Origin of the sequence: Paenibacillus sp. y28 (assembly GCF_037137075.1) — a bacterium.
GTDB lineage: Bacteria > Bacillota > Bacilli > Paenibacillales > NBRC-103111 > JBBBNV01.
In genome coordinates this window covers 34,624-46,964 of the sequence record NZ_JBBBNV010000006.1, presented here as the reverse complement: position 1 = coordinate 46,964, position 12,341 = coordinate 34,624, and the positions used below count along the sequence as shown (strand labels likewise).

The window sequence follows — 12,341 nt, the reverse complement described above, 5'->3', positions numbered from 1 at the left end:
CACGTCCTGAATCATCCAGGACAACGGAATCGCCCGTCCGAGATCGGGATGATGGTCATGCCGGTTCACGCCCCGAATCATAATCGGCACGCCGTTCACCAGCATTTGGCCGCCCTTCAGCTCAATCTTGCGGAAGCCGACACGGCACGGAATCGCCTGCAGCAGCCGGCAACTCTGACCCGCGGCGGACGAGCCGCCGGCTGCAGCGCCGTTCAAGGTCAGCAGCGCGTGATACAATACCGGACTCTCTGCTGACCACAAAGCAGGGGCCGTTACCGGAAGCTCGAACTCCACTTGAGTCTGTTCACCAGCATTCACCAGCACGGTTTTTTGAGCCGAAACTCCCGGCAGCTGTGCAAAGCCTGTGTCGAGCAGCTGAAGGCCTAGCTCCGCTTCCGCCGCCTTAGTCCCCGTATTGACTACATCAGCCCGCACCTTAAGCACAGCATCCGTATAACGGCTGTCCAGCTCCGTCACCACGGTAAAATCACGCACATACACGGACGGCCAAGCCACTACATACACATCGCGGAAAATTCCGCTCAGCCACCACATATCCTGGTCCTCAATATAGGTTCCGTCACTGAATTGGTACACCTTGACGGACACCACATTGCGGCCCGGACGGACTGCGCTCGTTATATCAAATTCCGATGGCATGCGGCTGCCCTGGCTGTAGCCGATCTCCTGCCCGTTCACCCACACGTGGAAGGCGCTGTCCACCCCTTCAAAGCGCAGCGTCAGACGGTGACCGGACCAATGCTCCGGCACATGAAACTCCCGGCGGTAAGCGCCGGTCGGATTATCCGTCGGCACATACGGCGGGTCAACCGGAAACGGGTACTGCAGGTTCGTATAGTGCGGCCGGCCATAGCCATGCATCTGCCAGTTGCCCGGAACAGGAATTTCTCCCCACTCGGCGTCATCAAATGCTTCTTCAAAAAACCGCTCCGGGGTATAAGCCGGATTCGGCGAATAATGAAACTTCCACTGCCCGTTCAGCAGTTGAAAATATGAAGAGCGCCCGCGATCATACGTAAGCGCTGTCTGTTCATCTTGATAGGGGATAAAATATGCCCTGCCCTGCAGACGATTCCTCTGCAGCAATTGAGGATTTTCCCAGTCGCGAGGCTGATTTGCAAACTCCGACATACACGCCCGTCCTCTCTTTTTGACCATCCTTGTATTTGACTTTCCCAGTCTGAATCGAGCATAGAGGATTTCCTTGTCAAAAACAACCGATTCCATTGAAAATAAACGATTCGTCACCCGCAAAAAGTTAAAATGTCGGTCATGCCGTCAAGTCCCGCTTCAGAAGGGCAGATGCCCCCGGAAGCCGAACCGCAGCCATAAGAAAACAGGGAGCCGCTCCGCCTGCGAAGCACTCCCTGTTGGTTCAATTCCTGCATCGGCGCCTTGCGTTAAGGAACCGGCTACCGGTTATCATACTTTCCGCACTCAAGCCGGCGCGGCTTATCCGATTTCGATCGCCTCGGTCAAAATCATCATCGTCAGCGCCTGTCCGTACGCCGTCGGGCAAATCGGAATATCCTTGTAGTGCTGATCGTTCATGCCGATAGCGGTGCCATACGATACCTGAGCTACAGTACCGTCTTCCCCGATATGGGAGATAACAGCCTCGGCGGCTTTTTTCCCTGCTTCGAAGTAGCTTGCGTCCAGATACCCTTTACGAACACCTTTCAAAATGCCGAAGCCAAAGCCTGCCGTAGCCGAAGTCTCCACATACGAAGCCGGATCCGCCAGCAGCGTGTGCCACATGCCGTCCGGCTCCTGCAGCTTCACCAGCTGCTTCACCTGCGTCTCCAGCGTTTGCCGGAGATGGCGCTGAACAGCGCCGCTTACGCCAGAAATCTCCAGGTACTCTACAACGCCCGCTGTATACCAGCAGTTGCCGCGCGCCCACAGCGTCTTGCCGAAATTGTGGCGGCCGTCGAAGGTCCAGCCATGGTACCACAGGCCCGAAGCCGGGTCGGCCAAATATTTAATATGAAGGAGGAATTGATATTCCGCTTCCTCGCGGTAATCGTTGCGGTCCAGAATCTCGCCCATTTTGGCCAGGAACAGCACCGTCATGAACAGCGTATCGTCCCACAGCTGCTCTTCATTATCCGCAATAATCGTAATATGCTGAAGCCCGCCTTCCTGGGTACGGGGCATGCCGTCGATAATCCAGTCCGCCCATTCCCGGCATGTGGCCAAATAGCGCTCGTTGCCCGTCAGCTCATAGATGTGCGCGAGTGTAAGGAGCGGCGCGACCGAATTGACGTTTTTCGGAGGCAAGCCCTTGTCCAGCTGGCGGTCAAACCAGGATACCATGAAGTCCAAATAACGCTGCTTGTCCGTAAAACGGTAATATTTAAACAAGGCGAACAAGGCGACCCCGACCGGCCATTCCCACTCGTCAAAGTCCATGTGGTCGTTGTCGTTATCCTTGTTGGCCGAAACCATCCGTTCAAACACACGTTCCAGCAAAAGTCCCGATTCCTGCGCATTCATCCTGGTTCATCCTCCTCAAAAAATGGGCGTGATTTGTTTATTTTTGTTTACGCCCCTTTATATTTATTTTAAACGAAAATAAGGCCCGTTTCTACTTATTTTTTATTGATTCTGTGGTAGTGCCAATTCTAATCGGCTTCCATCCCGTTCCGGGCAGCGATTTTCCGACAAGCTCTGGCACAAATGAACAGCCTGTGGCACACCGGCCGCCGTCATGCAGCGAAACACCGCGCGCAGGAGGCTGCGCGCGGTGCGAAAAGCTATCCGCGGCTGACCCGGATACAAAGCTGGCCTGGGAAAGTCACTGCCTGCTCATCTCCCGGTACTGGCTCGGAGTGAGTCCTTCCTGCTTTTTGAAGATCCGGTTAAAATAGCTGTGCTGATAGCCTACTTGTTCAGCTACATCGTTAATTCGCTGTTCGGTATCCCGCAGCAGCTCCTTGGCTTTGTCCATACGCAGCTCGGTTAAATAGTCGATGAAGTTTTTGCCCGTAACCTGCTTGAACGTCTTGCTCAGGAAATACGGATTTGTCCCGACATAATCCGCACAGCTATCCAAAGAGACGTCTTTCATATAGTTTTGCTGCAAGTAAATCATCGCCGTCTCTACCATCTTCTTCACATGGAAATCGGATCGGGCCTCCAGCTCCCGGATGTAGACGTGCACGATCCGCTTTCGGAACCATTTCAGCATATCCTCTGTGTCGCGGATTTGGGAGAGCTGATCGAACATGTTCACATTGTTGAACAAGTGATTCGGATTCATCCCGGATACCCGGATCGCGTGTAAAATATTGCCAAGCAGCTGCAGCATCCCTTGCTGCACATCAATTTCCTTCGCGCCGCTCTCCTGCAGCGTCTCCAGAAACTGCCCAATCAATTCAACTGCTTCCTGCTCCTGACCGGTCCGGAGCGTCTGAATAACCTCGCGCTCCAGGGTAAATGGATAGCGCAGCTCGTTGGGCTGACCGGACAACGGATGCAGCTCCAAATCAATAAACTGGTTCACACTGCCGAAATTCCGGTAGCTCAGCGCTTGCTTCGTTTCTTCAAATAACGCCGGTGTATGGGATATGAACCGGGTAGGCTTGCTGACCGTGACCGTCACCTTCATACGGAGCAGCTGGTTAATGACCTGCATCAGCTCTTCCCCGAAATGGGTCAGCTGCTGCCGGTCCTCCTCCTCAGCCACAATGGCCAGCACCCCGATGGACAGATCATGAAAATTGATAACGCTGGACTGCGACAGGCGCGCCGACGACAGCTCGGTAATAATGTTGGCCGCCGCAAACGTAACGAGCCCTTCATCCTCGGACGAGAACCGTCCCTCCAGATGGGCAAAGCCCGTCAGCTGCACATACAGCACCACAAACTGCCGGTCCTCTACATGCCAGCCGTACTCCTTCATCCGTTCCAGCAAATCCTGCTCTGAATACGAATACAAATACCCCTGCACCAGCTGAAGCAGGAACCCTTCCTTCACGTGCGGCAGCTGCTCCTGCAGCCGGGTCTGCAGCGACATGCTCTCCCGGGTCAAGCTTTGCCATTGCTTCTCGATCAGCTTGAACTCATCCTTCTCCAGATGCTCGCTTCCGGAGGGACGGCCGCCGGATAGCAAGAGAACCACCCGTTCAATGGGCGAATACAGCTTCCTTGATGCCAGCCATGACATGCAGGCGGCCAACAGCAGCGCCACTACGCTGACAGCGATAATCAGCTTGGAGATAAACACAACCGGTGCTGTAATGACATTAATCGGCGCGGCGGAAACATAAAACCAGTTCGCCCCAATCCGGTTGAACGTTCCATAAGAAACCGTATGCGTCCGGCCCTGCCAATCCAGCATAAACGAGCCTTGGCTTTTACCGTCCTGGAGCACCTGCCGCTGGATGGCCTGCTGAAAAGCTTCCGGATTATCCGAGTTTTGTACGGCCATGATCATATGGCCGTCCTCCTGCATTAAGAAGGTCTCTCCGACATTGTAAGGGGTCATCGTCTGCAGTAGGCTGCTGAGGCGCGCTTCGTTGACCCGTACCAGTACCGCCCCGTCAGGCTGCAACGTGCCGCCAGGGATTTTGTGGACAAGGGTCAGCTCCTCCTTTTCCGGGTTAACCGTATCGAAGGACATCCGCGTCCAATAGACCGACCGGTTGCTGCTCATCAGCTTGTCATACAGCTGAATATAAGAATCTTTATCGAGCACTTCATACTCCGGGTTGAAATGAATCGGATTTCTGGCCCGCAAATACAGCTCCACCTTCTTCGCGAGCGGATGGGAGCCCTGCATAACGAGCAGCGTTTTGGTGATGTCCCGGGCAACCTCGAAATTACGCTCGAAATCCATCGACATTAAATCCAAATTGAAATTCGGGTCAAACGCCCAGTGAGACAGGGTTAGCTCCAAATACTGCAGCTGTTCATCAATATTTACCGCCCGCTGCCGGATTTGATCATTGTGCAATTGATGCAGCTCGTTTTCAAGCCGCCCGCCCCCCATCCAATACAGAAGGCCGCCGATAAAAATGCCGGGAAGACTGGAAATGACAAGAATTAAGATTAGAATGTTCCGGTAATGACGACCTTTAAACATGACAAATTCACCAGCCAGCTCGTAAAATATATCTCCATCATGCCGAAACATGCCGGTAATTGCAAGCGCTTTAACATTGTTTTGTAATGTTTTCCAATCGTTCCGGGCACATTGACAAGCGCACGCTGATTTTGTACTATACATTTAAATAGTTTAAATATTATCTAATTTAAAATTTAAATGATGTAAGGAGGTGCTGCAATAGTATGGAACCGGAACAATCCTTCAAGCAAGCCATTGAGCGCTTTGATGCTTCTCAGATGGCGCTTTTCCGCAGGATGAATCCGCAGGCTCTGCTGCCGCCGGACTTGCCCCTGACGGGGCCGCAGCTCATGCTGCTGCACTTTATTGCGAAGGAAGGCGAATGTCAAGTCACGAAATTGGCAAGCATTATGGAGGTCAAGCCAAGCGCCATTACCGTCATGATTGACAGACTGGTCGGCCATGGCTTTGTAAACCGCAAGGCAAGCCTGGAGGACCGCCGCGTCGTGCTTCTGAAGGTAACAGAGCAAGGACAGTCAGTCCTGCAACAGGTGCGCGGCATTCGCGACCGGAAGCTTCAGCAGCTGTTTGCGCAGCTGCAGCCTGAGGAGCTGGATGCATTTCTGACAACATTTGAGAAAATCATAAGCCAGATGTGAATCTGATTGTATGGCGTCGTATTCGGATTGATTTAAGGAGGGATTTTACTATGGACAGCACGTTTCAAAGCACCCCCGCTGTGAATCAAGAGGAACATGCGAGCCGCAAAAGCTGGCTTCTCATCACCGGCCTCATTATCGCCATGGTATTTTCCGCCTTGGACAGCACGATTGTGAACACAGCCATGCCGCGTATTGTTGGCGAGCTGGGCGGACTCGGCGTAATGGCCTGGCTGACGACCGCGTACTTGCTCAGCTCAACGGCTGTTGTACCGATTGCAGGAAAGCTGGCGGATTTGGTCGGCCGCAGAACCGTTTATGTGACGGGATTGCTTATTTTTATTATCGGTTCGGCTTTATGCGGCACCTCCCAGACGATGACACAGCTCATCTGGTACCGGGCCCTGCAAGGCATCGGGGGCGGCATTATGATGCCGATGGCCATGATTATTATCGGAGACCTGTTTACCGGCAAACAACGGGCCACATGGCAGGGGATTTTCGGGGCGCTGTTCGGCTTATCCAGCGTTATCGGGCCGCAAATCGGGGGCTGGATCGTGGATGCCGCCAACTGGAGATGGGTATTCTACATTAATCTTCCCGTCGGCATGATCGCTACTATACTGATTGCGATCGGCGTCCAAAACCACCGTGCCCCAGGCTCCGGCAAATTTGACATCGCCGGGATGCTTACAATGATTATCGGTGTCGTTTCCCTGCTTCTGGGGCTCACGTTCGGCGGCAAGGATTATGCCTGGGCCTCTTGGCAGATTATCGGCCTGTTCATCCTAGCGGCGGTTTCGCTGCTTGCCTTCATCCGCATTGATTCCAAGGCAGAGGAAGCCATACTGCCGATGCGCCTTTTTAAAAATAAAACGTTCAGCGTCATTAACGGCATTGGCTTCCTGATGTCTGTCGGCATGTTCGGCGCCATGATGTTCGTCCCCTTATTCATGCAGGGCGTCATCGGCGTCAGCGCCTCCCAATCCGGCACCATCATGACCCCGATGATGATTACGATGATTGCAGCCAGTATTATTGGCGGGCGGCTTGTTCTCCGAATCGGTGTGAAATCCCAGCTCCTGTTCGGGATGGCCATCATGGCGGGCGGCTTCCTGCTGCTCACGACCATGGGGATGGACACCGGACGCCTCGTCGCCAGCTTCTATATGATGATTGTGGGGCTTGGCATGGGCCTGGTCATGCCGCTCTTGACCTTGGCGCTTCAAGAGAATTTTCCGAAGTCGGAGCTTGGGGTCGTTACCTCCTCCAGCCAGTTTTTCCGCTCCATCGGCGGAACGTTCGGCATTACCATTCTGGGCGCGGTCATGAATCATCAATCCGAGCGGCTGCTGTCGGATAATTTGACCCCGATTCTGAATGAGCTTCCGGCAGCGTCAGGCGGCACGACGGCGCAAATCGCCGATATGATTCATACGAATCCGCAGGGGCTGTATTCCATGCTTTTAAACCCTGAAACCCTGGCCCAATTCCCGCAGCAGCTGCTCAGCTCTATTGTGCCGGTCATGAAATCGGCTCTCGTCAGCTCGCTGCATTCCGTGTTCTGGCTCAGCTTCGCCTTTGTGGTTGCGGGGGCAGCCATCGCCCTGCTGCTTGGCAAAATCAAGCTTTCCGAACGCAAAGCCGAGCACGGGGAAGCGCAGGTTGCAGGCTAATTGAGGTTATCCACAGAAATAGACAGAGACAAAAAAGATCGATGGAGATATGTAATAATAAAACAAAGCAGCAGCGCCGTTCGCTTTTGCGGATTGGCTCTGCTGCTTTGTTTTGCATGGATTTGCTTTATTGCGGTTTGGTTCGCTTTGTTTCGCATTTGCTTTATCGCGTTTGGTTCGCTTTATTGCGGTTTGGTTCACTTTATCGCGTTTGGTTCGCTTTATTTTGGATTGCTTTCATTTGGCTTACTCTAGCAGTTTAAGTTTGACGGGTACCCGGCTTGCGGCCTTTTATACCGAAAAGAAGCAGGCTGCACGAAGCGTCTAAAACAGGCTCCAGGCTCTGCGCCCCGCCCCTCGCATTCAGGCTGCGCCACAGGTACTAGCCAAATCCGTTCAGCCGCTCCCGGGTATCTGTCTCAATGCCCTGAAGCCGTTTGAGAAATGCAGCCTGCCAGCTTGCCGAAAGCGCGTCCACGGCAAGAATGCTCCGGATGCCGGCTTCATTTTGCTTCTCATGGTGCATGATTTGATTGGCATAGGAAACCGTAATCCCCTGGGGATGCGGGGTTAATCTCTTCAAGCTGCTGGATGCGGATACCGTACCCTCCTGCAGCACACGAAAGTAAAAGCCCGTATATCCCGTCTCCTGAACCTTGACCGGCAGATCCGGCACACCGTATTTTACCGATAGCTTAAAGCAGGGCTGCCTCGGCTGGCTGACTTGAACAACGGCATCCCCAAGCTGAAAAATATCGCCGATACACACATCAGCTTCCAGCAGGCCCCGGATTGTCAGGTTTTCCCCGAATGCGCCGTACTCAAGCGTACGCCCAAGCTCTTTTTCCCAGAACGGATAATGCTCGTAGGCATAGACGCAGACCGCCTTGTCCCGGCCCCCGTGATGAACGAGATCCGCTTGACCGTCTCCCTCAAAATTGACCCAGGACAAAAATAAAGGCTTCGCTGCCGGCTTCTTATTGATGCCTGTCGGTATGTCCTTGTTTTGGAACGGAACCTGCTCCGGCTTGCCGATATTTAATGATACTACCTCCGCCAGGCTCATCGATAAGCCCCCCATTCAACAACGAGCTTCATACGCTGCTCCTCCCGCTCGGCGTTTGTCTCGATTTTTTTATTCTCCGTCCATTATCCTCTTTGAGCTTGTCCGCGTCAAATGCCCCCTATCCCCGGCGCTTCCGCAAAAAATAAATCCAGCCTGCCAAGCAGACCGGAAAGAAGCAGCATACGGCAATTATCTCGGCTTCCGATTGTTGTTGTTTCTATGTTTCTTGTTGTTATGATGGTGCTTGTGCTTGCATTTGCAGCCGCATCTGCATTTGCATTTTGGCTTCGGCTTTGGCTTCGGTTTACATTTGCATTGTTTCCGGCCGGAATGATGACCCGAATGATGGTCATGCCCGCTGCGATGCTCGTGTCCCGAATGATGTCCGCTATGATCCTTGCCGGTTTTATGGCTGCTTTCATGTTTCCCGGATTGTCCCGATTTGTGGTGCTCCGATTTGCTGGACTTATGCTCGGTAAAACAGCCGGACCGGTTCATGTTACTGTGACCTGGAAAGGGGATAGGCCCGATGTTGACAGGAAACTTAAACATGCTCATCTCTCCTTTTTCATTAGTCTCGTTTCCTATGAATCCGTGGGTTGTTCGGATGTATTATATTTATATGAAACTAGCGGAGTATCGGTACTAGATATCAATCTATTTGTTGGAGAATCCGTCTTTTCACTATACCTCCCGCCGCTGTTGATAAAACCGTGAGCAGGCATTCGCCGCTGCACGCACGTCCCGCCATGCATACCCTGTAAGGACCTGAGGCAAGGAATTGAAAGCGCCGCGAAGCCGTACAGCTCTTCTCGGTATGCTTTCCGATCCACTCCCATGAAACCGTTCGCGCTAGCTTCCCGGCCGGACCGGTCATGATGCAGACGAGGGGAAAGGCGGTACAGGGCATGGCACTGCGCACGTATCGGATTCTCATTAGCGACTCGCAGATGAATAAGCTGCGGAAGGATGTATGGAGCGAACAATTCGTGGAAGGGGTCCTGCTCTATCAAGGTAACCGCCTCCCTCTCTCCATCCGTTATCGGGGCGGTCACACCCGGGAATACCCGAAGAAGTCGTTCGAGATCATTGCCGGCGGACGGCGGCTTCATTTCAATGCGGAATACGATGATCCGTCTATCATCCGAAACGCGCTTTCTTTTGAATTTTTCGAGCGGATCGGGGTTCCAAGCCCCCGGACGGAGCATTGTGTGCTGAATATGAACGGAATGAATCTGGGCATCTATTTGCAAATCGAGGCGGTAAACCGGGCCTTCTTCCAAAAGAGGGGGTTATCCGTGCAATCGTTATACTATGCAGTCAACGATCAGGCCGATTTCGGTTTGCTGGACCCCGATACGAAGCGGAGAAAGCCGGCCCTGCTGGCCGGTTACCGGCGTATTATAGGAAGCGAGAAGGATGATGCGCTGCTTAAGCGGTTTATTACGAGGCTTGGTACGGTCAAGAGCACGGAGCTGCCCGCACTGCTTAACAAATGGCTGGATGTGGACAATTATTTGCACTGGTTAGCCGGCGCGGTCCTGACCGGCAACTACGACGGGTTTGACCATAATTACGCCGTGTACCGCAGCTCGTCCAAGCTGAAATACCGGATTATTCCGTGGGATTATGAAGGAACATGGGGCCGCAACTGCTACGGGAAGCGGGTTAACAGCGATTTGGTGCGTGTGAACGGCTATAACGCCTTGACGGAAAAAATACTTGCGGTGCCAAGCAATCGCAGCCGCTATAAGGCGATTCTCATTCAGCTGCTTCGTACTGAATTTACGATTAACCGCTTGGGGCCAGCCATTGACCGGATGTTCCATTCGATTGCGCCCTATGTCGGAAGGGATACGCAGCGGCGGTGGCCGGTGTCTCAGTTTTTGGAAGAGCCGGCTTATATTCGCCGCTACATTTACGAACGGCGAGAAGATATATTCCGCGCCTTGGCAAAAATGACCGATCACCGCCGCCGCTCTTAACCGAAGCTGGGCCTGTTCCAGACCAAAAACACCTCCAAGATGGCCGTCATATCCTCGGGTATGGCCACTTTCTTGAAGGTGTTTTGTTTACTCTCCTGCCGTGCAGATAGTCCAGGCAAGCTCTACCATGGCGGCAAAAATCCTGCGCGGCGACTTGCCGGACATTACCTTACACCGTACAGCTCCTGCTTGCGCATCTCGCGCTGCTCGCCGGTCAGCTTAGGACAGGTGTAGCAGTATCCGTGGCCAAAGCCGGTTTTGTATGCCATACAACAGGAAGCCCGTATTCTCACCTGCTCGCCGGGATTCCGTGGATCCTCGATGTAACGGAATTTCCGGTTGAGCGGATTTCTGGCGGTTCCGAAAACAGAGCCGGGAAGCTCCAGCAGAAGCTCATACCCGGCCGACAGCGCTTCCTGCTGGCGCTCCGTCATTGGCTCCTTCTTCCACTTGTCGCGCAGAAAAGCAAGCCGCGCAGCCACCTGTCCCCACAAATGGCTGGCACGGATTCCACCCGCTGCCGCAGACCTCTCTACAACAGCCCGAACAATTGTACTGTAAAACACAGCCAACCGCTTCTCCAGCCAGGCGCGCTGTTGTGTCTGATGCGGTGCAGGGTCACCCTGCGGAGTCTGGAGATTAAATACCAGCCCCGGATATTCTCCGTTCAGAAACAGCTGCACACCGAGATTGGACGGGGACAAATCCGGCAAGATTTCATTATGCCACAGCAGGTAATGAAACGCGCCGCATACCATCGTATAATAGCTGATAAAATACGTCGCAGCCACATCCGGGTCGGCTGCCCGCAGCCTGGCCGTGTAGGCGGCGAGAAATCGTTCCATGGCTTCGCCGTGCAGCAGCTCTTCCAGCGTAACCTGTATCAGCAAGCCCGATTTCTCCTGCTGGGAAAATAATAAGTGTTGCTCCAGGTAGGAGCTATCGATCGGGATCAGCGCCACGATGCACCGCCTCCCAGCACCTAGGCGCCTACTCCGGCAAGCCGGGACTCGCTGTTCTTGATCACTTTTCCTTCCGCTTCCGCCGCAGCGGATTCAGTCAGCTCGAACGGCAGGCACAGCGGCACGCCTGTACGCGGATCGGGCACAATGTCCGCCTCAATACCGAACACCTCGCGTAGAACCTCCTTCGTTACAACCGCCTCCGGGCTGCCTTCACATACGACCTTGCCTTTTTTAATGGCTACAACATGCTGCGCATACCGGGTCGCATGATTCAAGTCGTGCACAACCATAATAATGGTGCGTTTGGCATCCTCATTCAGCTTCTGGAGCAGCTTGAGCACCTCCAGCTGATGCGCCATATCAAGGAACGTAGTCGGCTCATCAAGGAACAAAATATCCGTCTCCTGGGCAAGGGCCATCGCGATCCATGCCCGCTGCCGCTGACCGCCGGAAAGCTGGTCCACCGGGCGTTCCTCAAATTCGGACATGCCGGTCACCTGAAGCGCCCAGCTAATGACCTCCTTGTCATGCTTTGTGAGCGATCCGAAGCCCGACTGATGCGGGAACCGGCCATAGGACACCAGCTCGGAAACCGTAAGACCGTCCGGAGCGGTCGGATTTTGCGGCAAAATAGCCAGCTGCTTGGCAACCTGCTTCGTGGGCTGGGTATGAATCGACTGCCCGTCAAGCAGCACATTGCCGCCCTTCGGCTTCATAATACGTGCCATCGCCTTCAGGATGGTGGATTTGCCGGAGCCGTTGGCACCGACCAGCGCCGTAATTTTCCCGTCCGGAATACTTACATTCAAGTTCTCCACAATAAGACGGTCGGCGTAAGCCATATTCAAGTTATCGGTCATTAATCTGCTCATCGGCTAATCCCTCTGCTTTCTGCTGCTTC

Annotated in this window: 9 protein-coding genes; 3 read left to right on the top strand and 6 right to left on the bottom strand. The window is 53.7% G+C overall.

What is annotated here, in order from left to right; genetic code table 11:
- The 3 genes from WBG83_RS07350 to WBG83_RS07340 all read right to left on the bottom strand — a co-directional run.
- The coding region (locus tag WBG83_RS07350) for a sugar-binding domain-containing protein (protein ID WP_336744039.1) at nt 1–1,152 on the bottom strand (1,152 nt) is incomplete at its 3' end.
- Nucleotides 1,153–1,473: 321 nt separating this feature from the next.
- On the bottom strand, nt 1,474–2,517 hold the full coding sequence (bglB, locus tag WBG83_RS07345; RefSeq protein WP_336744037.1) for a beta-galactosidase BglB: 1,044 nt from the start codon (nt 2,515–2,517) through the stop codon (nt 1,474–1,476).
- A gap of 301 nt (nt 2,518–2,818) precedes the next feature.
- Complete coding sequence (locus tag WBG83_RS07340) at nt 2,819–5,107, bottom strand: helix-turn-helix domain-containing protein (RefSeq protein WP_336744035.1); 2,289 nt, start codon at nt 5,105–5,107, stop codon at nt 2,819–2,821.
- A 206-nt stretch (nt 5,108–5,313) separates the two neighbouring features.
- Between WBG83_RS07340 and WBG83_RS07335 the strand changes: the two genes are divergently transcribed.
- Both WBG83_RS07335 and WBG83_RS07330 read left to right on the top strand, forming a co-directional pair.
- Complete coding sequence (locus WBG83_RS07335; protein ID WP_336744033.1) at nt 5,314–5,748, top strand: MarR family transcriptional regulator; 435 nt, start codon at nt 5,314–5,316, stop codon at nt 5,746–5,748.
- Nucleotides 5,749–5,828: 80 nt separating this feature from the next.
- Nucleotides 5,829–7,424, top strand: a complete 1,596-nt coding sequence (locus WBG83_RS07330; RefSeq protein WP_336744199.1) for an MDR family MFS transporter — start codon at nt 5,829–5,831, stop codon at nt 7,422–7,424.
- A gap of 382 nt (nt 7,425–7,806) precedes the next feature.
- On the opposite strand, the gene WBG83_RS07325 is transcribed toward WBG83_RS07330, so the two are convergent.
- Nucleotides 7,807–8,490, bottom strand: a complete 684-nt coding sequence (locus WBG83_RS07325) for an MOSC domain-containing protein (RefSeq protein ID WP_336744031.1) — start codon at nt 8,488–8,490, stop codon at nt 7,807–7,809.
- Nucleotides 8,491–9,398: 908 nt separating this feature from the next.
- On the opposite strand from WBG83_RS07325, the gene WBG83_RS07320 reads away from it, so the two are divergent.
- The gene (locus WBG83_RS07320) at nt 9,399–10,475 is read left to right on the top strand and encodes a CotH kinase family protein (RefSeq protein WP_336744029.1); all 1,077 of its coding nucleotides are present in this window, start codon (nt 9,399–9,401) and stop codon (nt 10,473–10,475) included.
- A 164-nt stretch (nt 10,476–10,639) separates the two neighbouring features.
- Here WBG83_RS07320 and WBG83_RS07315 read toward each other — a convergent pair whose 3' ends face one another.
- Nucleotides 10,640–11,437, bottom strand: coding sequence for a (2Fe-2S)-binding protein (locus tag WBG83_RS07315; protein WP_336744027.1), 798 nt, complete (start codon nt 11,435–11,437; stop codon nt 10,640–10,642).
- A 20-nt stretch (nt 11,438–11,457) separates the two neighbouring features.
- Nucleotides 11,458–12,312, bottom strand: coding sequence for an ABC transporter ATP-binding protein (locus WBG83_RS07310; RefSeq protein WP_336744025.1), 855 nt, complete (start codon nt 12,310–12,312; stop codon nt 11,458–11,460).
- Nucleotides 12,313–12,341: the final 29 nt, after the last annotated feature.

Coding starts and splice junctions, on each gene's coding strand:
- bglB (WP_336744037.1), bottom strand. CDS start 2,517: ATGAATGCGCAGGAATCGGGACTTTTGCTGGAACGTGTGTTTGAACGG.
- WBG83_RS07340 (WP_336744035.1), bottom strand. CDS start 5,107: ATGTTTAAAGGTCGTCATTACCGGAACATTCTAATCTTAATTCTTGTC.
- WBG83_RS07335 (WP_336744033.1), top strand. CDS start 5,314: ATGGAACCGGAACAATCCTTCAAGCAAGCCATTGAGCGCTTTGATGCT.
- WBG83_RS07325 (WP_336744031.1), bottom strand. CDS start 8,490: ATGAGCCTGGCGGAGGTAGTATCATTAAATATCGGCAAGCCGGAGCAG.
- WBG83_RS07320 (WP_336744029.1), top strand. CDS start 9,399: ATGGCACTGCGCACGTATCGGATTCTCATTAGCGACTCGCAGATGAAT.
- WBG83_RS07310 (WP_336744025.1), bottom strand. CDS start 12,312: ATGAGCAGATTAATGACCGATAACTTGAATATGGCTTACGCCGACCGT.